Origin of the sequence: Methylobacterium sp. WL64, assembly GCF_008039945.1 — a bacterium.
Classification (GTDB): Bacteria; Pseudomonadota; Alphaproteobacteria; order Rhizobiales; family Beijerinckiaceae; genus Methylobacterium.
On the sequence record NZ_VRVA01000002.1, the window covers coordinates 65078 to 87697 of the forward strand.

Annotated in this window: 18 protein-coding genes and 1 tRNA gene; 8 read left to right on the forward strand and 11 right to left on the reverse strand. The window is 70.5% G+C overall.

Going from position 1 to position 22620, the window contains the following annotated elements:
- Nucleotides 1-69 precede the first annotated feature (69 nt).
- The 3 genes from FV242_RS34285 (at nt 70) to FV242_RS01600 (ending at nt 4713) form a co-directional block, all read left to right on the forward strand.
- On the forward strand, nt 70-216 hold the full coding sequence (locus FV242_RS34285) for a hypothetical protein (RefSeq protein WP_187193565.1): 147 nt from the start codon (nt 70-72) through the stop codon (nt 214-216).
- 255 nt (nt 217-471) lie between these two features.
- Entirely contained in the window at nt 472-2151 is a 1680-nt protein-coding gene (locus FV242_RS01595) for a methyl-accepting chemotaxis protein (protein WP_147937691.1), read from the forward strand.
- 873 nt (nt 2152-3024) lie between these two features.
- Nucleotides 3025-4713, forward strand: a complete 1689-nt coding sequence (locus FV242_RS01600) for a methyl-accepting chemotaxis protein (protein ID WP_147937779.1) — start codon at nt 3025-3027, stop codon at nt 4711-4713.
- Between the two features lie 152 nt (nt 4714-4865).
- Here the strand turns inward: FV242_RS01600 and FV242_RS01605 are convergent.
- The 3 genes from FV242_RS01605 to rocF all read right to left on the reverse strand — a co-directional run bounded on the left by FV242_RS01605 (nt 4866) and on the right by rocF (nt 6936).
- A tRNA-Cys gene (locus FV242_RS01605) sits at nt 4866-4939 on the reverse strand.
- 165 nt (nt 4940-5104) lie between these two features.
- Nucleotides 5105-5968: an urease accessory protein UreD gene (locus FV242_RS01610; protein WP_147937692.1), complete on the reverse strand. Its 864-nt coding sequence runs from the start codon at nt 5966-5968 to the stop codon at nt 5105-5107.
- Entirely contained in the window at nt 5968-6936 is a 969-nt protein-coding gene (gene rocF, locus FV242_RS01615; RefSeq protein ID WP_147937693.1) for an arginase, read from the reverse strand. Before rocF ends, FV242_RS01610 begins: the two co-directional genes overlap by 1 nt.
- 429 nt (nt 6937-7365) lie before the next feature.
- Here rocF and FV242_RS01620 point away from each other — a divergent pair, with 429 nt between their 5' ends.
- Nucleotides 7366-9513 carry a methyl-accepting chemotaxis protein gene (locus FV242_RS01620; RefSeq protein ID WP_147937694.1) on the forward strand — a complete coding sequence of 716 codons (2148 nt, stop codon included), beginning with the start codon at nt 7366-7368 and terminating at the stop codon, nt 9511-9513.
- Nucleotides 9514-9639: 126 nt separating this feature from the next.
- Here the strand turns inward: FV242_RS01620 and FV242_RS01625 are convergent, their stop codons facing one another.
- Both FV242_RS01625 and FV242_RS01630 read right to left on the reverse strand, forming a co-directional pair.
- Nucleotides 9640-11052, reverse strand: a complete 1413-nt coding sequence (locus FV242_RS01625) for an ATP-binding protein (RefSeq protein ID WP_147937695.1) — start codon at nt 11050-11052, stop codon at nt 9640-9642.
- The gene (locus tag FV242_RS01630) at nt 11049-11804 is read right to left on the reverse strand and encodes a response regulator (protein WP_187278305.1); all 756 of its coding nucleotides are present in this window, start codon (nt 11802-11804) and stop codon (nt 11049-11051) included. The genes FV242_RS01625 and FV242_RS01630 overlap by 4 nt, the downstream gene beginning before the upstream one ends.
- A 138-nt stretch (nt 11805-11942) precedes the next feature.
- Here FV242_RS01630 and FV242_RS01635 point away from each other — a divergent pair, with 138 nt between their 5' ends.
- Together FV242_RS01635 and FV242_RS01640 are read left to right on the forward strand one after the other, a co-directional pair.
- Nucleotides 11943-13178, forward strand: a complete 1236-nt coding sequence (locus FV242_RS01635; RefSeq protein ID WP_147937781.1) for an acyl-CoA dehydrogenase family protein — start codon at nt 11943-11945, stop codon at nt 13176-13178.
- Nucleotides 13179-13308: 130 nt separating this feature from the next.
- Complete coding sequence (locus FV242_RS01640; RefSeq protein ID WP_147937696.1) at nt 13309-15165, forward strand: glycoside hydrolase family 15 protein; 1857 nt, start codon at nt 13309-13311, stop codon at nt 15163-15165.
- Between the two features lie 87 nt (nt 15166-15252).
- Here the strand turns inward: FV242_RS01640 and FV242_RS01645 are convergent, their stop codons facing one another.
- The 4 genes from FV242_RS01645 to FV242_RS01660 form a co-directional block, all read right to left on the reverse strand.
- Entirely contained in the window at nt 15253-16809 is a 1557-nt protein-coding gene (locus tag FV242_RS01645) for a DUF2336 domain-containing protein (RefSeq protein WP_147937697.1), read from the reverse strand.
- Nucleotides 16806-17909 carry a lytic transglycosylase domain-containing protein gene (locus FV242_RS01650; protein WP_147937782.1) on the reverse strand — a complete coding sequence of 368 codons (1104 nt, stop codon included), beginning with the start codon at nt 17907-17909 and terminating at the stop codon, nt 16806-16808. Before FV242_RS01650 ends, FV242_RS01645 begins: the two co-directional genes overlap by 4 nt.
- A gap of 304 nt (nt 17910-18213) precedes the next feature.
- Nucleotides 18214-18843, reverse strand: a complete 630-nt coding sequence (locus FV242_RS01655) for a flavin reductase family protein (RefSeq protein ID WP_147937698.1) — start codon at nt 18841-18843, stop codon at nt 18214-18216.
- Between the two features lie 27 nt (nt 18844-18870).
- Entirely contained in the window at nt 18871-19434 is a 564-nt protein-coding gene (locus FV242_RS01660; protein ID WP_147906103.1) for a nitroreductase, read from the reverse strand.
- A 136-nt stretch (nt 19435-19570) separates the two neighbouring features.
- On the opposite strand from FV242_RS01660, the gene FV242_RS01665 reads away from it, so the two are divergent.
- On the forward strand, nt 19571-20494 hold the full coding sequence (locus FV242_RS01665; protein ID WP_147937699.1) for a hypothetical protein: 924 nt from the start codon (nt 19571-19573) through the stop codon (nt 20492-20494).
- 9 nt (nt 20495-20503) lie between these two features.
- On the opposite strand, the gene FV242_RS01670 is transcribed toward FV242_RS01665, so the two are convergent.
- A complete protein-coding gene (locus tag FV242_RS01670; protein WP_246692564.1) occupies nt 20504-21394 on the reverse strand; it encodes a DMT family transporter in 891 nt (296 codons plus the stop codon).
- A gap of 266 nt (nt 21395-21660) precedes the next feature.
- Here FV242_RS01670 and FV242_RS01675 point away from each other — a divergent pair, with 266 nt between their 5' ends.
- A complete protein-coding gene (locus tag FV242_RS01675; RefSeq protein ID WP_147937700.1) occupies nt 21661-22059 on the forward strand; it encodes a PRC-barrel domain-containing protein in 399 nt (132 codons plus the stop codon).
- A gap of 130 nt (nt 22060-22189) precedes the next feature.
- On the opposite strand, the gene FV242_RS35320 is transcribed toward FV242_RS01675, so the two are convergent.
- Nucleotides 22190-22585 carry a hypothetical protein gene (locus tag FV242_RS35320; RefSeq protein ID WP_246692565.1) on the reverse strand — a complete coding sequence of 132 codons (396 nt, stop codon included), beginning with the start codon at nt 22583-22585 and terminating at the stop codon, nt 22190-22192.
- Nucleotides 22586-22620: the final 35 nt, after the last annotated feature.

The following is a 22620-nucleotide window of genomic DNA, read 5'->3' on the forward strand; positions in this document are numbered from 1 at the left end:
CCGCGTTCGCCCCGACTTCCGGCTTCCGTCGCGTGCGGGCCTGCCTGTCACGTACTGAGAGTTCTCACGATGTTTCGGGATCCCGACGGCCTTCCAACAGGCGACGCCCTCGGCCCGAAGCGTGACAGCCGCATGCCCGACTACATCGGTGTCGCTGTGATCGGTTTTCTGATCGTCGCTGCTGCCGCGCGCGTGATCCTGGCGCACACCGTTTGAGGTGTCTTCCGCACAATCCGACGACCAGGCCGTCCCGCCGGGAACAGGTTCTGGCGCTGGGCATCGATGGCAAGACCGAAGATTTTTCCCTGAGTTCAATGATTGTAGCCTCTCGTCTGTACTGAGCGGTGTGAATATATCTAGGAAAGAGTACATTTGAATTCGTGGGGTTTGCCGGCTATATTTAGTGTCGGCGCAAAATTTGCTATCGTAAGGCTCTCCCCCACGATTCTCGCGGACAGCGGTTCTCTCCTCATGCGCATTTCTCTCGGCTTCAAGCTGGCGGCGGTCGTCGGCCTGCTGGGCTTCGTGGCGGTCGGCATCTCGGCCTTCGCCATCCGGCAATCGCTGTGGGAGCAGGAGCGCGCCGCCGCCACGGACAGGATCTGGAATGCCGGGCTTCAGGCGGGCGCCCTTGGGCAGGCGATCGAGCACGCGGTCGTCCAGGCCACCGCCCTCTACACCGCCGAGGACACCAAGGAAGCGCGCACGCGGCTGTCGGCGCTGCACGACGCCCTGGCGGCGGTGGAACAGGTCCGGGGCCCGTTCCTGGTGGCGATGGAGGATCAGCTGCCGTCGGACCGGCGCCGCCGGTTCGATCTGTTCGTGAAGGAGTTCATCGCCTACCAGAACGACACCGCTGAGCTCGGCCTGACCATCTCGCCCAAGGCCGCCCTCATCCAGGCCACCGACGAGGCGACGGTGAGAAACCGGGAGCACATGATCGCGGAGATCGGCCTGCTTGGCCGCGAGGTGCTCACCCGGCTCAACGAGCGGCGCGCCGCTGACGCCGCGGATCGCAGCACCGCCCGCCTGGCGCTGATCGTCGTGCCCGCCGTGGCCCTCGCCTTCGGGCTGCTTGCCGCGATCTGGATCATAATCAGCCAGGTCCAGAAGCCGCTCGGCCGGTTGAAATCCAGCATGACCGCGCTGGCGGCCAACGACCTCGGCCGTACGATCCCGTTCACCCACCGCCAGGACGAGATCGGCGAGATGGCCAGCGCCATCGCGGGCTTCCAGACGGCCCTGATCGAGAAGCGGAAGCTCGATACCGAGGCGCAGGCCCGCCGTGATCGCGACCGGGTCCGGGCCGAGCAACTGGCGGAGGCGACCCGCGCCTTCGAGGGGGAGACCCACCGCGCCGTGGCGGATCTCGCCGGATCGGCCGATTCGATGCAGGATGCTGCCGCGACGCTCACCGGAACGGCCGGCGACATGGCGTCCCGGGCCGCCGTGGTGGCGGGTGCCTCGAGCCAGACCGCCGACATCGTCGACAGCATCGCCGGCGCGGCCGAAGAGTTCGCAGCCTCCGCCCGGGAGATCGAGGGGCGGGTCCGCCACACCAGCGAGATCGCGGCCTCCGCGCTGACCGACACCAAGCAGCTGGAGATGACGGTCTCGAGCCTGTCGCAGGCGGCTGCCGAGATCGATGCCGTCGTCACCCTGATCCGCACGGTGGCGGAGCAGACCAACCTGCTCGCCTTGAACGCCACCATCGAGGCGGCCCGCGCCGGCGCGGCCGGGCGCGGCTTTGCCGTGGTCGCCGCCGAGGTGAAAGCGCTCGCCGGCCAGACCGCGCTCGCGACCGACCGGATCACCGGCCAGGTCGGGTCGATCCAGGGGGCAGCCGCCAACACGGTCGGCGCCATCGCGTCGATCGGCGAGACGATCGCCCGGATGAGCGTGATCGCCTCAGAGGTTGCCCAGGCGGCAGACCAGCAGGGCGCGGCCAGCCAGGAGATCGCCCGGGCCATCGCGGATGCGGCGGCGGACTCGCACAAGGTCTCCGAGAGCGTTGGAGGCGTGCGCGCCGCGGCCGCCTCCAACGAGGTGCAGGCCGAGCAGGTGCGCGGCAGCGCCTCCCGGGTGAGCACCGGGACCCGGACCCTGCAACAGGCGATCGAGACCTTCCTGGGGCAGGTCCACGCCGCGTAGCGTTCGACCAGGCGCACGAAACGGCCTTTCGCGCGCCTGGCGGAACAGCCAGAGTGCGCGCGGCCGTCCGGGAGGCCGATCTGCGAACGTCCGGCTCGCGGCTCGTAACGGATCCGGACCGCTCCCACGCCGACCGGCAGAGACTGGCGCTTCTGCAGCGCGCGATGGAAACGCCCGGCGATGTCCGGGACCTACCGGCGTTTCCGACCTCGTCGTTCAGCTCAAGCGGGCCAGCGCGCGAACGGCATCGCCCAGGGTAGCGGAACAGGCCTGCCGCCAAGGCATGATTTCGTCTGCGCGCGTTCTGGATGCGAGCGCAGGGGGTCGCGTTGCCGATAGTTTCATAGCCGGGTGCACAAGCGCGGGATTGTTTCCGAATGCAATAAATAACATCCCGCGAGTTCTAACTTTCGGCTTCTATCTACCGTATATTTGAGCATGATCATTAAATAAAATCAGTATTGACAACTTTGGCGTGTATTGACGGATTGATCCTTCGGCCCGTATCTTTATCCGAACAGCTGAAGAAACGTCGTCGAACCGTCCCGCCATTCCATGTTTGCAGCGTCGATTTTTGATCCGGCGGGCTCGCGCCGTCACGGCCGCGCGTCGCCATACCGAAGGCGCTGAGGTTCGGCCCGGCGATGCGGCGGCGCTGAGGCTGCCGCACGTCGATGCAACGCTTGGCGCATCGTCCCGAGCGCCGGATTCGCCCCGAACTGGCTTCGCCCCGTACTCGGCCACATGCCCCGCGCTCTCGATCGCCCAATGGTCTCCTCGACCCTTTCGACTTCCAAGCTTCCGCCTTCGACAAGGCACCTTGCCGCGACGCGATCGTGCGTCGGTCCAGAAGAGAACAGTATCGTGCTTCAGATGCGCAATTCCTTCGGCTTCAAGCTGGCGGCGGTCGTCGGCCTGCTGGGCTTCGTGGCGGTCGGCATCTCGGCCTTCGCCGTGCGGCAATCCCTGTGGGAGCAGGAGCGCGCCGCAGCCACGGACAGGATCTGGAATGCCGGGCTTCAGGCCGGCGCCTTGAGCCAGGCGATCGAGCACGCGGTCGTGCAGGCCACCGCCCTCTACACGGCCGAGGATACGCAGGAAGCGCGGACGCGTCTCTCCGGGCTGCAGGACGCCCTGGCGGCGGTGGAACACGTCCGGGGGCCGTTCCTGGTGGCGATGGAAGATCAGCTGCCGCCGGACCGGCGCCGCCGGTTCGACCTGTTCGTGAAGGAGTTCATCGCCTACCAGAACGACACCGCTGAGCTCGGCCTGACCATCTCGCCCAAGGCCGCCCTGATCCAGGCCACCGACGAGGCGACGGTGAAGAACCGCGAACGCATCATCGCGGAGATCAGCCGACTCGGGGGCGAGGTGTTGGCCCGGCTCAACGACCAGCGCGCAGCAGGCGTCATCGAGCAGCGCCATGCGATCGTCGCGCTGATCGTGGCGCCGGCGGTTGCGCTCGCCCTGGCATTGGCCGCCGCGATCTGGATCGTCCTCTCCCAGATCCAGAAGCCCCTGAAGCGCCTGAAGGCCGCCATGCAGGCTCTTGCGGCGGACCGGCTCGACGACGCGATCCCGTTCACGCAGCGCCAGGACGCGATCGGCCAGATGGCGCATGCCATCGCGGCGTTCCAGGCGGCGATGATCGAGCGGCGGACGCTCGACCACGACGCCCGGGCGCGGACGGCGCGCGACCTCGTCCGGGCCGAGCGCCTGGCCGCGGCGACCCAGGCCTTCGACGACGAGATGCAGCGGACGGTGGCGGATCTCGCCGCCTCCGCGGACGCCATGCAGGCCTCGGCCGACGCGCTATCGGGTCTCGCGGGCGAGACGACCACGCAGGTCGCCGTCGTGGCGGAGGCCTCCGATCAGACCGCCGGTGTCGTAGTGAGCATCGCCAGCGCTGCCGAGGAGCTGTCGGTTGCGGCCCGGGAGATCGAGAGCCAGGTCCGGCATACGAGCGAGATCGCCTCGACGGCCCTGTCGGATACGCAAGGGCTGGTGGCGACGGTGACGACCCTCTCGCAAGCCGCGGACGACGCCGGCGCCGTGATCGCGCTGATCCGCGCCGTCGCTCAGCAGACCAACATGCTGGCGCTGAACGCCACCATCGAGGCCGCGCGGGCCGGTGCGGCGGGACGGGGGTTCGCCGTGGTCGCCACCGAGGTCAAGGATCTGGCGGCGCAGACCGCGCAGGCGACCGACCGCATCGCCCATCATATCGGGGCGATTCAAGCCGCCGCCGCCGACACGGTCGGAGCGATCGGCTCGATCGGCACGGTGGGCCAGACGATCGCGCAGATGAGCTCCATCGCCGCCGAGGTTGCGGTCGCAGCGGACCAGCAGGGCCAGTCGAGCCAGATGATTGCCCGTGCCATCACCAGCGCGGCGACGGATTCCCGGAAGGTCTCCGACAGCGTGGCGGGCGTGCGCGCCACTGCGGCCTCCAACGAGGTGCAGGCCAAGCATGTCCGGACAAGCGCCCTGCAGGTGAATGCCGGGACTCATAGCCTTCAGCGGGCGATCGAGACGTTTCTGGCCCAGGTCGCCGCGGCCTGACGGCATCGTCCTGGAAGGCAGGGCCTTCGAGAGGGTCTAGGGAATCGTGGGTGCCGGCCGCCATGCCGGCGCCTGCGACGCGGGACATCCGCCGTATCGACGGCATCGAGACCGGTCGGCGGAAGTGTGCGCGCTGTATCTCGGATGATCGATGGAGGCCTCGCCCGGAATCGAACCGGGGTGCAAGGATTTGCAGTCCTCTGCGTAACCACTCCGCCACGAGGCCCCTCGTCGCGACGCCGCGGCGTCGCCATCGGAGCCTGGCGGCCGGCTCCGGGTGGGGGTCTCTAGCAGAGGTGGGCGGCGACAGGCAACGGTCGCGATGCGGCTTCCGCGCAGGAATATGCAGGTCGGTCGGCGCTGGACCGGCCCGCGGCCCGAAAGCAGCCGGTCAGCTCTGCCAGACCCGGGGCATCGGCCGATCGCGATAGCCGGCCAGGACCTGGCTCACGAGGCCGCGCAGGGGCCCGACCCCATCGGCCAGGGCGCGGATGACGAGGTGTCCGTTCCAGGCGCTCGCCGCCGCCTCGATTCCGGGGACGACGGCCTGTTCGAGCAGGGCGCGGGCTTCCTCCAGACGCCCCTCCGCGTTTGCTGAGACGTCCAGCAGGGTCGCGCAGGCCCGGGCACCGCCGCCGATCGCCGGTCGCGTGAGAAGATCCGAGATCGGGCCTTCCAGGACGAGGCTGTCGGCATAGACGAGCCGCCCGGCCCGGCGCACGCGCCAGGTATCCGCGAACAACCCCGCCGCGATCCGCTCGCCCCGGGCGGCTCGGCCGAAGGCCACGATCTCGACGGCCAGCAAAGCGGCGCCCTCCGCGAGGTCGGCCTCGAAGCGCCGCCGGACCCGGGCGCGATCGAACAGGATCGTCTCCTGCGGCAGCCAGGCCAGCCGGGCGTGCGCCGCCAGGGTTATCCGGTTCTCGATCCGGCTGACCGGGCCATCCGAGCGGTAGATCTTTTCCGCTGCCGTGGTCGTCAGCACGAGGTCGGCCGACGGGGCGAGGTCCAGCGCGATCGTGAAGGCGTCGCCGCACGCGACACCGCCGGCGGTGTTGACCAGCACCGCCTCAAGCGCCCCCTCCCCGCGTGGGAAGCGCAGCCGCGACGGGCCGGATTCAGCGAGGTCGAGGATGCGGGTCGGGCCCGTTCCCCCGGCCGGACCGGCCCACAGGTGGACGCGCCCGTCCGAGCGCTGGCGCGCGGGCGCCCCGGCCGCCGGAAGATCCTGAATTTGCGTCGCGCCGTCCGGCATTAGCGGCGGCCGCCCTGATCGCTCGAGACCGCCTCGATCGCGGGCGTCGGCCGGTCCAGGATGCGCCGGCCGAACAGGCTCGCCACCAGTTCCACCAGCACCCGGGCGCTGCGGCCCCTTTCGTCGAGGAACGGGTTCAGCTCGACCACGTCGAGGGATCGCACCAGGTCGGAATCGTGCAGCATCTCCATGATCAGGTGCGCTTCCCGGAAGGTCGCGCCCCCCGGCACGGTCGTGCCGACGCCGGGTGCGATCGATGGGTCGAGGAAATCGACGTCGAGACTGACATGAAGATGCGCACCGTCGCGTGCGACGCGGTCGAGGACGCGGCGCAGGGGCGCGACGACGCCGAACTCGTCGATGGTGCGCATGTCGGTGACGCCGACCCGCCGGGCCGTCACGAGGGCGCGCTCGCCGGCATCGATCGAGCGCAGGCCGAACAGGTGGACGTTGGCCGGCGGCAGCGGCGCCGGCGCCGGATCGGCGAACAGGCTCGGGAAGCCCGGCTCGCCGCACAGGGCCGCCAGCGGCATGCCGTGGACGTTGCCCGACGGCGAGGTTTCCGGGGTGTTAAAGTCGGCGTGGGCGTCGAGCCAGAGCACGAAGAGCGGCCGACCCTCCCGGGCGCAGTGGCGCATCGCCCCATCCACCGAGCCGAGCGACAGGCTGTGATCGCCCCCGGCGGCGAGCGGCAGGGCGCCCGCCCCCAGAGCAGCCTCGACCGACCGCGACAGGGCGCGGGTCCAGGCCGTGACGGCGGGCAGGCCCCGCGCATCCGCCGGCCCGTCGGGGACGACGTCCCCCTGATCGACGATCGCGTGGCCGAGATCGGACAGGGTCCGGACCAGTCCGGCGGTGCGCAGGGCCGCAGGCCCCATGAGCGCGCCGGGCTCGCTGGTCCCGACCTCGATCGGCGCCCCGATCAGCGCGATCCGGCGCGCATCCCCTCGGCTGGTGTCGCTCGTCATCCGGTCCCCTCGAGTGCAGGTGGAGGCTCGTGCGCCCGTCCGATGCTCTAGGCGCACTCGAAGGGCCGGCCAACGATTCGCTTGCGCTTCGCCCGCAAGCCGCGGGCCGCGCTTGCGTGGGCGCGGTGGTGCCCCGCACGCGGGCAGGTTCCAGACCGGTCGGCTCACAAGACAATCCGTCATGGCGGATGCTAAATCGCCTCGTAGACCCTGGTATTGCCTGGCAGTTTTGGTGTGGATTTAAGTGTCCGAGAGGATCCGAATGTCTCTACGTAGATACTTAGTTCCTCAAAATATTGAATATCTCGATGTTACGATAGATTGAGTTTTGCGCCATAATGCCCGGCTTTGCAGCCGAAGTTTACCGGATCTTAGTGCCATTGCTCTAAGGTTGCGGCGCTCTCTCTAAGAAAACGATGTAGGATAGCCATGGTGGTGCTTTCGCGGCTGAGTTCTCGCCTGCCGGCGATGACGATCGGCTTGGCTCTGCTCAGCGCCACCGCGATGGGCGGCTTCAGCTGGTATTCCGCCAGGTCCGGCCTGATCGACGCGGCGAATGAGCGCCTGCAGCTCGCGGCCGCGGCCCGCCGCGACGGGATCGAGCTGGTGGCGGACCGGATGCAGGCCGACTTCCTGGCCGCGTCCGCGCATCCGCAGATCGTCTCGAACTTCCCAGACCTGATCGAGAACCTCGATCCGGCCAAGCCGGACACCGCCGCGGTCATCGCGGCGTTCCAGGCGCCGCCGACCGTCGAGGCTCGGGTCGCCCTCGACGGCACCGGCATGTATGGGCGCCGGCACGTGAAGGTGCAGGAGACGGCGCGCAAGCTCATCGCGCAGGCCGGCTACGCCGACTTGCTGTTCCTCGATGATGCCGGCCGCGTCGTCTACACGACCACGAAGGGTAAAGATTTCGGCCAGTCGGTGACCGAGGACGGGCTGAAGGATACGGCCCTCGCCCGCCTCGTCCAGCGTCTCAAGGCCGCCGACCCGAGCGCCGTACTCTACGAGGATTTCGCGGCCTATCCCGTGGACGGTGTCCCGGCCGCCTTCATCGGCCGCGCCATGACCAAGCGGGCGAACGTCGCCATGGGCACGGCCCAGGCCGCGGAGCGGATCGGCTTCATCGCCCTGCGGGTGACGCCGACGCTGTTCGATCAGGCCCTGGCCAAGCGGACCGGCCTCGGCGAGACCGGCCAGGTCATGGCCGCCGGCGCGGACGGGCGCCTGCGCAGCAACCCGCCCCTCAACGCGACCGTGAAGGCCGGCAACGAACTCACGCCGCTCGGGATCGAGGCGGCCCAACTCAAGGCGGGCGGAAGCTTCGACTTCACCGCCGCGGACGGCCCGCACATGGCGGCGGCCTCGCCGGTCAGCGTGCTCGGCGCCCCCTGGACCGTGGTGGCGGAGCAGTCGCAGGCGGAGGCGATCGACGCCGTGCGCGCGCTCTCCCGCAACCTGCTGCTGATCGGGCTCTGCGTCCTCGCCGGGACGGCCGTGCTCGGCCTGCTGCTGGCGCGCTCGATCGTGTCGCCGCTCGGCGCACTGACCCGCGCCCTCAAGGCGCTCGCCGAACGCCAGGCGCTCAGCGACGTACCGGGCAGCCGGCGCCGGGACGAGATCGGCGATATCGCCCGCGCCGTGGTCATCATCCGCGACGTGTCGCTGGAGGACGCGGCGCAGCAGCTCCAGACCACCGAGGCGGCGCGGCTGCGCGAGGAGCAGGCCCGCCGCGCCATGCTGCAGGATCTGGCGAGCGGCTTCGAGACGTCGGTCGGCGGCATCGTCGATGGGCTGACCCGGGGCGTGGCGGCCCTGCAGGGCGCGTCCGGAACCATGCGGGTCGCCGTTAGCGGCACGTCGGAGCGCTCGACCAGCGTCGCCAGCGCCGCGCGCCAGACCGCCGACAACGTCGATGCCGTGGCTGCGGCCGCCGAGGAACTCGGCGCCACCGTGCAGGAGATCGGGCGTCAGGTCGAGCAGGCAGCCGGCATGTCGGCCACCGCGGTCGGCGAGGCCAAGCGGGCCGAGGGCACGATGGCGGATCTCGCCGCCGCCGCCACCCGCATCGGCGACGTGGTCGGGATGGTCTCGACCATCGCGGGCCAGACCAACCTGCTCGCTCTGAACGCCACGATCGAGGCCGCCCGCGCCGGCGAGGCCGGCCGCGGCTTCGCGGTGGTCGCGGCCGAGGTCAAGGAATTGGCGACCCAAACCAGCCGGGCCACCGAGGAGATCGGCCGGCAGGTCGCGTCGATCCAGGCGGTGACCGGCGGCGTCTCCGAGGCGATCCAGGGCATCGTGTCCCAGATCGAGGCGATGAACCACGTCTCCACCAGCATCTCGGCGGCCGTCGAGGAGCAGGGCGTCACCACGCAGGACATCGTCCGCAGCATGGGCCAGGCCTCGACCGGCACGAGCGGGATGACCGCCGACATCGCCGAGGTCGCCCGGGTCGCCAGCGATGCCGGCGAGGCCGCCGCCTCCGTGGCGCAGGCCTCGGACGAACTCGCCGCCCAGTCGGAGCAGCTCCGCGCCGAGGTCTCGCAGTTCCTGCGCAACGTCCGGGCAGCCTGAGCATCGGTCCGAACGGTGGCCGCCGGCGTTCGGACATCGTCGATGCGGATCAGAGAGCGAGCGCATCGTGCCGGTCACCGGCACGATGCGCGAAGCAGACCGAAGGCGGTTGGGCTCGGACGGCCGTCAGGCAGCCCGGGCCGGTAGCGGGCCTTGGGATCTCTGTGCCGCCCGGCTCGCATAGGCCTGCGCCGCGAGCGGCAGCTCGATGGCGGCGCACAGGCCGCCCTCGCGCCGGTTCTCCAGGGTCAGGCGGCCGTTATGCGCCTCGACGATCGCCAGCACGATCGACAGGCCGAGGCCGAAACCGCTGGCCTCGTTGAGATTGCGGGCGCGGTCGCCGCGCACGAAGGGCTGCAGCATCGCGTCGCGTTCGGTCTCGGGGATGCCGGGGCCCTGATCGAGTACGCAGATGCGGATGCCGCGCTCGGAGGATTCCATCTGGACCTCAGCCCCTCCGCCGTACTTGACGGCGTTGTCCACCAGGTTGGTGATCGCCCGCTGCAATTCCTCCGGGCGGCCCTGCACCAGGACGTGCCGGCTGCGGGCGACGCTCACGGGCGCGCCGAAATCCGAGAAGTCGTCGCAGACCGTCTGGACCACCGAGGCGAGGTCCACGAGGCTCAGGCTGCTGGCATCCCGCGTCTGCCCGTCCCGCACGAAGGACAGGGCCGCCTCCACCAGGCCGTTCATCTGGTCCAGGTCGCGCAGGGTGGCCGTGCGGGTGTGCTCGTCCTCGATGAACTCGGCGCGCAGGCGCAGGCGGGTGATCGGCGTGCGCAGGTCGTGGCTGATCGCCGCCAGCATCTGGGTGCGGTCGTCGATCAGGCGGCGCACCCGGGCCCGCATCCGGTCGAGCGCCCGGGAGACGGCCAGCACCTCGCGGGGGCCTGCCGTCGGAAGCGCGACGTGGTCGTCGTGGGTGCCGAACGCCTCGGCGGCTCCGGCCAGCCGCGCCAGCGGCGCCGTCAGCGCCCGGGTCGCCCAGACGCAGAGCAACGCGAGAGTGAGGGCCAGGAACACGACCGTGAAAATCAGGGCCCCCTGCCGGGGCGGGCGCAGCGGCGCGTTCGGCAGCGTGGCCTGCAGGGTCGCGCCCTTGGGCGTGATCATCCCGATATGCAGCTGCCCGTCCGACTGCGTCTGTGCCGGATCCTGCGTGCTCAGATCCACCAGGGTCACGTGCCGGCCGGCGCCGACGCGCAGGCGACGGATGACCGGGAGGTCGGGCACGGGGGCCGCGTCCGGCGGAACCGTCCCGTCCCATGCCTCGACCCGCATCAGCGGGAGGCTGCGCCCGCTCGCCAGCAGGGCCGGCCGCGCGGCTGGGTCCGCCTCGTCGAGGAGCCGCACCAGCGTGGAGAGCCGGCCCGCCGCGACGCCCGGCAGCGTGTCCGGATTCTGCGGCTCGTGCAGGAGGAGGAACGCCGCGGTGGCGACCATGTGGGCCACCGCGATCCCGGCCACGACCAGCAGGGCGATCTGCCCCGCGATGCTCTGCGGACGCAGGCGGGCGCGCAAGGATCGGAACGCGCTCATGATCGGGTCACTTCGGGGGTGAACAGGTAGCCGCCCGAGCGGATCGTGCGGATGAATTCGGGATTGCGCGTATCCCGCTCGATCTTCTGGCGGATGCGCGAGATCAGCACGTCGATGCTGCGCTCGAACGGCCCTGCCGTGCGGCCCTGTGTCAGGTCGAGCAACTGGTCGCGCGACAGCACGCGGCCCGGCCGCAGGCAGAGCGCGTGCAGCAGCTCGAACTCCGCGCCCGTCATGGCGATGCGGGCGCCTTCCGGTGACAGCACCTGCCGGAGCGACACGTCCAGCGTCCAGCCCGAGAAGTGCAGGCGGCGGCGCTCGTCCGGGTCGGGTGCCTCGGCGGCCACCCGGCGCAGGATCGCCCGGATCCGGGCGAGCAGCTCGCGCGGATTGAACGGCTTGGCCAGGTAGTCGTCGGCCCCGAGTTCCAGGCCGAGGATGCGGTCGACCTCCTCGGATTTCGCGGTCAGCATCAGGATCGGAATCTGAGAGGCGCTGCGCAGGCGGCGGCACAGGCTCATGCCGTCCTCGCCCGGCAGCATCAGATCGAGCACGATCAGGTCGATCCGAGCCTCCGCCAGCGCCCGGTCCATCTCGTTGCCGTCGCCCGCAAGCGTCACGCGGCAATCGTTGCCGCGCAGGTAGCGGGCGACCAGGGCCGAGATCTCGCGATCGTCCTCGACCACGAGGATGTGGGGTGTGGCGGGTGCGTTCATCGCGAAGGATTCGGCGAGCGGATCGGCGAGCGTCATCAGGTTATTATGCGCCGACGCGGCGATTATTCGAAGATGGTTGCGGGAACCATTTTGTAAGCGCGTGTTTCCAGCTTTGCCGTGCCGCGTGGCCATGAATGCAGCGGTGGGTGAAAGCCGGGGGAACGCATGAGCACGATGGCGCACAAGCCTGATCCGATCGCCCCGAAGCCACCCGAGCTGGCCTCGCCCTGGCACGATCCGGCCCGGGCCGCGCTCCAGGCCGAGGCGCGCGCCTTCGCGCACGACGTCGTCCTCCCGCTCGCCGACGAGCTCGATCCGCAGAAGGCCGAGATGCCCCGCGGGCTCATCGAGGCCATGGCCGAGAAGGGCTGGTTCGGCATCACGATACCCGAGGCGCAGGGCGGCCTCGGTCTCGGGGTCTTCGAATATTGCCTCGTCTCAGAGGAGCTGGCCCGGGCCTGGCTGTCGGTGGGCAGCATCCTGGCCCGGGGCCAGGGCCTCGGCACCCAGACCCTCGACCCCGAGCGCCGGGCGGATCTGCTGCGCCGCTCGGCCCGGGGCCGCTGGATCGGCTCGATCTCCCTGTCGGAGCCCAATGCCGGCTCGGATCTGGCCGGCGTGCAGACCCGCGCGGTGCGGGACGGCGACACCTGGGTGATCACCGGCACAAAGCGCTGGGCGGGCTTCGCCAAGGGCGCCGACTTCATCGAGGTCCTCGCCCGCACCCGAGACCCGGAGCCCGGCGAGTCCCGCTCGGCCGGTCTGGAGCCGTTCCTGGTGGTGAAGGAGCGCGACAGCTTCCCGCCCGGGGTGACCGGCCGGGTGATCGACAAGATCGGCTATCACGGCTTCCAGACCTTCGAGCTCGCCCTCGATGGCGTGCGCGTGCCCGAGAGCGACCGGCTCACCGGCCTCTACGGCGACCAGGGCGCCGACGCGGATTCCGGCGGCTTCGCCTCGGTCCAGCGCGGCCTCAACATCGCCCGGGTCCACACGGCGGCCCGCGCCGTCGGCGTGGCGCGCGCGGCGGTGGAAGACACCCAGGCCTACCTGCAGGAGCGGGTCCAGTTCGGCCACCCGATCGGTGATTTCCAGGCGCTGCGCTTCGCGCTCGCCGACATGGCCGCGGAGGTCGCCCAGGCGCGGGCGTTCTGGCAGCAGGTCGCCCACCTGCTCGACCAGGGCGAGCCCGCCGAGAGCGAATCCGCCATGGTGAAGCTTCTGGCGACCGAGATGGCGGTGCGCGTGACGAACCAGGCGATGCAGCTTCACGGCGGCAACGGCTATACCACCGAGCGGCGGGTCGAGCGCTACTGGCGCGACGCGCGCCTGACCACGATCTTCGAGGGCACCAGCGAGATCCAGCGGCGGATCATCAGCGACCGGATGCTGCCGCGGCCCAAGGCCTGATCGGTCGCTCCTGGCCCCAGACCCGTGCGGCGAATCGTCGAGCGGGACTCCCCGCTTGGGGTCGTTTGGCTAACTCACGATAGGTTCGTTCCATGCCGTACCAGCGGCGCGATCGCCTTTCGGAAGCCCTGTGTCCAAGCCCATCAGCGATTACGCCCTCATCGGCGACACCCATTCCTGCGCGCTGATCGCGCGGGACGGCTCGATCGACTGGCTGTGCTGGCCGCGCCACGACTCGCCGGCCCTGTTCCTGAAGCTCTTGGACGACGACAAGGGCGGCGCGTGCAGCCTCGCCTTCGACGGGCTCACCGAGACCGTGCGCCGCTACGTGCCCGACACCAACATCCTGGAGACCACCTTCACCACGTCGACCGGGCGCGCCCGGCTGATTGACGTGATGCCGGTGAATCCGCCGAGCCCCGAGCCCGAAGAGGGGCCAGACGGCGAGGGCGAGAGCCGCCTGATCCGGCTGCTCACCTGCAAGAGCGGGCGGGTCGCCGGCCGGTTCGTGGTGCGGCCGACCTTCGACTACGCACGCCGGCCCTGCACGCCGATCGTCGAGGACCGATCCGTGCTGTTCGAGGCCGGGGATTGGCGCCTGCGCGTCAACGCCTTCCCGGAGCCGCAGCTGCAGGGCGATACGTCCGAGGTCCTGTTCGACCTCGCCGAGGGCGAGACCGCCTACCTGGTCCTGACCCATGGCGAGGACCAGGAAGATGCCTGCATCGAGGATTTCGCCGGGGCCCAGCGCCGCATGGAATCCACGACCGAGTATTGGCGCCGCTGGAGCGCCCGCAGCAGCTACAACGGCGCCTACCGGGACGCGGTGATGCGCTCGGCCCTGTGCCTGAAGCTGCTGACCTACTCGCCCTCGGGCGGCATCGTGGCGGCGGCCACCGCCGGGTTGCCGGAGGCGGTGCCGGGGGACCGCAACTACGATTACCGCTTCACCTGGATGCGCGACGCGGCCTTCACGGTGACGGCCTTCGTAATGCTGGGCTACGTCCGTGAAGCCTCCGAATTCCTGCGCTTCCTGCGCGAGCGCGACGGCTCGTACGGGCGCGAAACCAAGCTGATGTACGGCATCAGCGACGGCATGCCGCCCGAGGAGGTGCTGGAACATCTGGCCGGCTGGGGCGGAGTCGGACCTGTCGTGATCGGCAACCTGGCCGAGGCCCAGGACCAGCACGACATCTACGGCGAATTGCTGCGGGCGCTGTGCGTGTTCCTGGAGGCCGTCGACTACGACCCGCCCGAGAAGGTCAACGACCGCCTGCCCGAGGTGCTCGACAACCTCACCGCCCGGGCGATCCGTCACCGCCACGATGCCGATCACGGCATCTGGGAATTGCGGACCGGCCCGCGTCAGCAGGTTCACACCAAGGCGATGATCTGGGTAGCACTGACGGACGCGGCCCGGATCGGCCGCAACATCGAAGGCGTCCCCGCGGAGAAGATCGCCGAATGGGAGCGGATCGCCGCCGAGATCCGGGCGGAATACCACGACAAGGGCTGGAACCCGGAGAAGCAGGCCTATACCGGGGCCTACGACTCGCACCACCTCGACGCGGCGGTGCTGCGGGTCGCCCTGTTCGGCGCGCTGGATCCGAGCGACCCGCGCACCCGCTCGACGCTGGCGGCGATCGAACGCGAGTTGGGCGACGGCGACCTGATCTACCGCTACCGCATGGATGACGGGCTGAAGGGCGACGAGGGCACCTTCACGGCCTGCGCGTTCTGGCGGGTCGGGTGCCTGGCCCTGGACGGGCGGACCCGCGAGGCCAAGGCGGCGTTCGAGCGCCTGATCGCCCGCGGCAACGATGTCGGCCTGTTCGCGGAGGAGATCGACCCGGCCACCGGCGAGCAGCGCGGGAACACGCCGCAGGGCTTCTCTCATATGGCGCTGATCAACGCGGCCCTCCGACTGGAGGACAGCATCGAGCGCTTCGGCCTCGTCGACGCGATCGAGCAACGGGCGGCCGAATAGGTCCATTCACGGACGCATCCGTCAGCTCGCCTGCCGCGCCGGAATGACGGGGCGTTTGCATGAACGGCGCCAAGCTGTTCGCTTCAATCAGGCTGCGATCCTGATCTCCTCGTCCGACCCGGTATCCGCGCCGGCGCGGCTCGCCTGGAACTCGTCCAGTAGGTCGGCGCCGAGCCCGTCGAGGACCTCCTGCATGGCGGCCTGGACCACCGGATCCTCGTCCTTCGGCTCCGTGCGGTACCAGGCCAGGATCTGTTCGGGCAGCGCGTCGAGGATCGCTCCGACCGGGTTGAGCGGTTCGGCTATGGCCGGCGCGCCATCCGCACGCGCCGCGATCGCGGGCTCGACCGTGGCCTGATCGGGCATCTCCACCGGCGCGGCGATCCCTTCCGCGACGATCTCGACGGCGCTCGCTGGCGCGAAGGCGGTACGCCGCTGGCTTTCGAGGGCGGCGCGCCAGGCGGCGTCCGCAGCTTCGGCCTCGCGGCGGGCGGTCTCGCGCGTCATCGCCTCGGCCGCAACGGCGCGGGCGACCTCCCGGGCCTCGTCGCGGGCGGCCTCGGCCTCGTAGCGGGTCAGCAGGGCGACCACGGCGTGCATCTCGGGCGCCGGCAGGTCCGTGCAGGCGTCGATGGCGGATTCGATCATCCGGCGCGACAGGCCGGCGCCGCGCAGGCTGCCCGCGGCCGCGTGCCGGGCCGCGAGCGCCGCCTGCATGGCCGGCAGCAGAGCCTCCGGCAGCCCGGCCTTGCGGTGCAACTCCGCGAAGGCCCGCGGATCCCGCGAGGAATCCCGCATGGCGCGGGTGATCCCGGCATAATCCTGTCCCGAAAGGTCGGCGAGGGCGGCGTGGACGAAATCGGTCCGGCCCGACAGGACGGCCCGGAGGATCAGGCCCGCGGTGAGCTGCCGGGTGGTGCGCAGATGCGCCACCAGGCGCGCCACCGCGGCGACCCCCGAATCGTCGCAGGTCTCGAGGGCCACGCGCTCGCCCGCCTCGCGGCTCATCCGGTCGCAGCGCTCGGTGCCGATCCAGCCGCGCGCGATCACGAACTGGGACAGCGCCTGGGCCACCGCGAGGCCGATCGTGTAGCGCACCTCCGGCGGCAGATCGGACCGGCGCAGCAGCGCCTCACGCAGGCGGGCTTCGGTGCCGTGGCGCTCGATCATGCGCAGCATCCGGCCCGCGGTGATCTTCGCGGTGGGATTTCCGGCGAGCACCACCAGGGTCTCCAGCTCGCCGATCTCGGCGAGCGCCCCCGACACCGGCGGGGACAGGTGGTGCCGGGCGGCGATCACCGCGCGGGTGGTCTCGTCGCCGAGCGCGGCGGCGTCGACCAGGTCCGCGTCGGTGAGCACCGGCGAGCGGGCCAGGACCAGGCGCGCCACCTCGGGCACGTCGCAGGACAGGGCGACCACCAGCGGCCGCGGCGTGCGGGCCGAGGCGGCACAGGTCTCGGCGAGCGCCCGGCGGACTAGGGGCGACGGGTCGTCCAGCAGCGACAGCAGCGCGGTCTTGGCCTCCCAGGCCTCGTCGGCGGAGAGGTCGCCGTACAGGAAGGCCCGCGCCAGCGCGGTGGTGGCCTCGGCCCTGCGGCCGGCCGAGGCGTTCTGGGTCCAGGCCAGGAACTCGCGGATGATCATGGGCCGCTCCGGGGGGCGAACAGGCTGTTCCTGATGCCGGTGGTGGATCCCGCGGCGGCGAGATCGCCCGGGCGGCGGGGCGGCAGCGGCGGGTTGACCAGGGCGAGGCCTGCCGGCGTCGGCGCCGGTTCTGCGAGCGCGCCGGTGGTCGCGGGCTCGGCGACGGAAGCGACGAGCGGCGCCTCCGCGCCGGAGCGCGGGAAGTAGGTGGGCGCAGGGTGCTGGGTCGGCGGCGCGGCGTTGCGGGCCTGCCAGAGGCGCGCTGCGGCGTCGGAGGCCGCTCCGCGCTGCTCGGTCTGGAACAGGCTGCGCAGGTCGGAGGTACCGCCGAACGCGGTGGCGGTGCTGGCATAGGCCGTGGCCGCCTGCGTGGGCGGGGCGCCGTCCTGGCGCAGCACGGTCAGGTCGGTGGCGGCGGTGGCACTCTGCACGGCGCCCTGCGCGGCGGCTGCGAGGTTGGCGTAGAGTTCGGCGGCGCTGCGCGGCCGGCCCGTCCGGTCGTAGAACAGGGATCGGTTGGCTGCGGCCGCCTCCGGCAGGTCGAGGGCCGCGGCCCGGGCCGGGAAGGCGCGGGCGGTGGAGATCAGGGCAGCTGCGCCCTTCGCGCCGAGGACATGCGCGGCGTAGAGGTCACCCGCAGTGGGGTCGCGCCCGAGGGCTGACGCGAGGGCGTCGGAATTCTGCTGGGTCAGGGCGCCGGCGAGCGTCGCGGAAATCTTCGGATCGCGCCGCAGGTCGAGGATCGCCTGGCGCTGCTCGGCATCCGGGACCGCGTAGGTGCCGTCGGATTGCCGGGTTATGGCGTCCGCCTGCGCCTGGAGGCCGAGTTTCGGCCCGGCATTCTTCATCACCCCGAGCCAGGTCTGCTCGATGAACTGGAACAGGCCGGTGGCGGAGGAGGTCCCGGCCTTGGCCGCCGGATCGAGGGCGGATTCCCGCCGGGCCGTCGCCAGCAGGTAGTCGAACCCGACGCCGCTCGCCATCGCGCCGTCGCGGATCGCCTGGACCACCGGCCCGGAGGCGGCCGAGCCCGCGGCCGCCCGTGCCTGGGCGGGCGGGCTGCTTTCCGATGGGCTGGACGGCGTGGTGAACAGGAACATCCGGGCGCGCACGGGGTCTGAGGACACCGTGAACCTGCGCCGCTTATGGTAAACAACTCCTCAATCGATGTTGCGCTATGTTATGCGCGCTTCTCCATCATCGACGGAGAACCACGCCACACTCCTGGACGCCTGGAACGCCAGTGGACGGGGATCCGCGACACGGCACGGAACGCGCCGCGGCGAACACGCCGCCCGCTGTCCCGGCCCGGATCCCGGATCGCATCCCGCCGGCGCCGCATGCGTGCGGGAAGGGGCGGCGCAAAACGTCCACCGCTCGGCATCGTCAGGTTCAACGGCGGCTTCAGGATCCGCTGAACTCCGCCGCACCCTTGGGCCGGCGCATCTGGAAGCGGGTTTCCGCGGTGGCGCGGAAATAATCGAAATACCCGCCGCGCATGATGGGATGCATCGCGGCGGTGTCGACCATGCCGTCCGAGACGAACCGCTCATCGACGTAGATCGACACGACCTGGCCGATCACCAAGAAGTTCTCCGCCTTGCCGCCGCCGAGCGGCACCAGCGGGACGGTCTGGAGCCAGCGGCACTCCAGGGCGGCGGGCGAGGCCGCCACCCGGGGCGGGCGCACCTTCTGCGATGGGGCGGTCTCCAGGTTGGCGAACGCGAACTCGCTTTCGCCCCGCGGCAGGGGCGCCGAGGAATCGTTCATCCCGTCGCGCAAGTCCCAGGTCGCCAGGCTGCACACGAACTCCGCGCCCTCCTCGGCGAAGGTCATGGCGTCCTTCCGACCCGAGGACGAGAACGCCACCATGTCGTCGGCGACCGCGTTGAAGAACGAGTAGGGCGCGAGGTTGAGCTTGCCCTCGCGGCTCATGGCGCTGATCCAGCCGATCGGCCGCGGCGCCACGATCGCCTTGAGGGGGTTGTGGGGAAGCGCGCGGTTCTCGCGCGGAATCTCGAGATCGTAATGCACGAATGCGCCTTCTGAGACGGACCGCACTCAGAGATAGGTCACGATCTCGGAAAGACTCGGCCGCGGGCGATCTGACGGCACCTCGCGGGCCCGGCCGATATGCACGAACCCGGCGAGCTTCTCGGACGGCGCAAGGCCCAGCCCATCCAGCACGCGGCGATCGTAGGCGTACCATTCCGTCAGCCACGACGTGGCGAAGCCCGAGGCGTTGGCCGCGACTACGAGGTTCATGGTGGCGGCGCCGACCGAGAGAAGCTGCTCCCATTCGGGGATTTTCACGTGCGGGCCGGTGCGGGAGACGACCGCGACGGTCAACGGCGCGTGCATCAGGCGGCCGCGCTCCTGGGCGAGGCGCTCCGGGCTCGCTTCGGGATTGTCGGCCGCGAACGTGGCCGCGATGACGTCTCCGACCCGCTCCCGCGCCGCCTCGGCGATCACGATGAACCGCCAGGGGGCCAGCTTGCCGTGGTCGGGCACCCGGGAGGCCACGGTCAGGATGGTCTCGAGCTGCGCGCGGTCCGGCCCCGGGCCGTCCAGCAGCAGCGGCGGGACCGAACGGCGCGTCTTCAGGAGGTCGAGGGTGGCAGTCATGCGTCCTGTCCCGCGGATGAATCGGGACCCGGATGTGGCACGCAGGGGCACCCGGGGGAAGACCGTGCGGCCTTGCCGCCGCCATGGTCCCGAGGCACAGGCGGAACCGGACTGGGACTGGATGAGGATTCAACGGATGCGCACGAGGCTTGCCGCGATGGCGTTGGCAATTCTCTCGCCCGCCCTCTTGCCCGCGGATGCGCGCGCGCAGCAGGGCGTGTTCCAGAACCGCCTCGGCGATCCCCTGCCCTCCCCGTCGATCACCAGCCCGACCCTGCCGCCCAACATGCCACCGGCCGAGCCCGAGGCGCAGCTGTCGCTGTCGGCGCTGCTGTCCGGAGCCGGGGTGCCGCTGCGCAAGGGCCTGGCCTGGCGCATTTACGAGGATCGCGGCGACGGCACCCGGCCTTCGATCGTGGGCCGCTCCACCGAGGCCGAGCCGAACTTCACCCTGCCCCCGGGCGCCTACGTGGCGACCGTCACGTACGGCTTCGCCAGCGCCTCGAAGCGCATCGTGATGGGCGGACAGCCGGCCACCGACACCCTCCGGGTCGCGGCCGGCGCACTGAAGCTCGCTGGGGCCGTGGGCGACCAGAAGATCCCGCCCGCCCAGGTGGTGTTCTCGGTGTTCGTGCCGGTGGGGACCAATTCCGAGGGCCGCCTCGTACGCTCCGGCATCAAGGCCGGGGAGATCCTGCGACTGCCCGAGGGCACGTATCACGTGGTCTCGACCTACGGGGAGTCCAACGCGATCCAGCGCGCCGACCTGCGGGTCGAGAACGGCAAGGTCACCGAGGCGACGCTTAATCACCGCGCCGCCACCGTCACCCTCAAGCTGGTCGCAGCCTTCGGGGCCGAGGCCTATGCCGGCACCGCCTTCTCGGTCCTCACCCCCGGCGGCGACACCATACGCGAGGCGATCGGCGCATTCCCGCAGGTGACCCTAGCCGAGGGCGACTACGTGCTGATCGCCCGGCATGACGGGCAGGTCTACACCCGCGAGTTCAAAGTCGAGAGCGGGCTGGACCGGGACATCGAGGTGGTGGCGAAGTCCGGCTGAGCGGTCTGTTCAGGCCATACGCCGCGCCAGGGCCACGCAAACCGCGACTGCGAGGGCCGCCCCGATCATCGCGGGCGCGATCCGCTCGCCCAGGACCAGTGCGGCCACGCCCAGCCCCATGAACGGCTGCAGAAGCTGGAGCTGCCCGATCGCCGCGATGCCGCCCCGGGCCAGCGCCCGGTACCAGAACACGAACCCGATCAACATGCTGAACAAGGCGACGTAACCCAGGCCGACCCAGGCCGCCAGCGGGATCGCGCCGGGATGTGCGGGGCTCAAGACCAGCGCCAGCGGCAGGGAGAGCGGCAGAGACAGGACGGTGGCCCAGGCGATCACCTGCCAGCCGCCGAGCCGCCGTGCCAGCTTTCCGCCCTCCGCATAGCCGAGGCCGCAAACCAGGATCGCCGCCAGCATGAAGGCGTCGCCGGGACCCGGCGGCCCGTCGAGCCCGCGCGCCGCGAACCCCACCGTCACGAGGGCGCCCAGGATCGACAGGATCCAGAACGCCGACGAGGGGCGCTCGCCCGACCGCAAGGCTCCGAACAGGGCGGTGGCGAGAGGCAGCAATCCGACGAAGACCGTCCCGTGGGCCGCGTTGACGGTGCGCAGGGCGAGCGCCGTCAGGAGCGGGAACCCGACCACAACACCCGCCGCCACGATGGCGAGCGCCCCCATGTCGCTCCGGCGGGGCCAGGTCTCCCGCAGGATGAGCAATGCGGCTGCCCCCGCGAGCCCGGCCAGGGCCGCCCGCGCGGCGCTGAGGAACAGCGCGTCCATGCCGGTGAGCGCCAGCCGGGTCGCCACCAGGGAGCCGCTGAAGATCGCGACGCCGACCAGTCCGTCGATCCACGCGCCCGGTTTTGCCGAGGCCAGGTTTCGCCCGGTGCCTGGGTTGGTCAATGCCGTCGATGCTTGCCCGGATCGTGCCACGACTGTCCCCTCGGTCTTGATCCGCCGGGACATGCGCCTGCTGCGCGTGCTCAGATAGGGACGGTTCGGGCCGGACGAGCCGAACTGTACCGGCCGCGCGGCAGGACACGCGCGCTGACCGGGCGATAGGGCCCCATGGTTCCATGTTCCGGCCATTAACATTTCTGCGATCTCGCGGAACGATGCGTGCAGGCAGGCCCTTTCCCCGCGCCCATCCCGGGCCGCTGGAGATCTCGATGCGCCGCCTCGTCCTCGCTACCCTCGCCGCCGCTGCCCTCGCCGGACCCGCCCTCGCGGCGAATACCACGCCCCCGACGGTGGCCCCCAAGTTCGAGAGCGTGCCGCAGGATGCGGTGCTGAGCTACAACCTGATCGGCCTCAACATCACCGACGCGCAGAACAACACCGTCGGTGAGATCAAGGACATCGCGATCCACAACGAGAAGGTCGTCGGCTACATCGTCTCGGTCGGCGGCTTCCTCGGCATGGGCGAGCATTACGTCGCCGTCTTCCCGGCCTCCGTGGCCCTGGGCTACGATGCCGACGCAAAGAAGTGGAAGGCGATCATCGGCGCGACCAAAGAGCAGCTGAAGTCCGCGCCGGAGTTCAAGTACGACGGCAAGTTCAAGCGCTGAGCGTCTGACGGGGCTGCCGGCGGTACGAGCTGGCCGGCGGCCCCGGTTCTTCTGGCTGATCCCGGCGATTTATCGCAGCGGATGCTTCGAGATTGCCGTCAAGCATGGTGCAGTTAGATAGGCGCCCGATCTAGTGCGTCATTCGATCCGCTTGCAGCGCCTCACGCGCCATCCGGTTGACCAGCGCGTCCCGCTTGGCCTGGCGCAAAATGATGCGGGCCGCTGCCCTGGCGTTGGCCGCGCGCAGCGTCGCCTGCGGCCCGCCTTCGCGCATCACGCGACAGGCCAGAGCCCGAAACCATTTCACGTTGGCGAGCGCGGCGGCTCTCCGGCTGATCGGGCCACCAACGTCGAGTGGCTTCTCTACTGTGGCAGCGGCCATTGGCTCAATCCTGGACTGCTTTTCGCCGCTTGTCCGCGAATGAGACAAGAAATGGCGATGCTGCTCAGACTCGGCAATAGTGGTGCCGGCCGATGATTTTAGAAAACGACACAGATCAGGGTTCCCGACGGTGCGCGGACGCACGCGCCCATCCGATGCCGCTGGAGGCTGACTCAGGC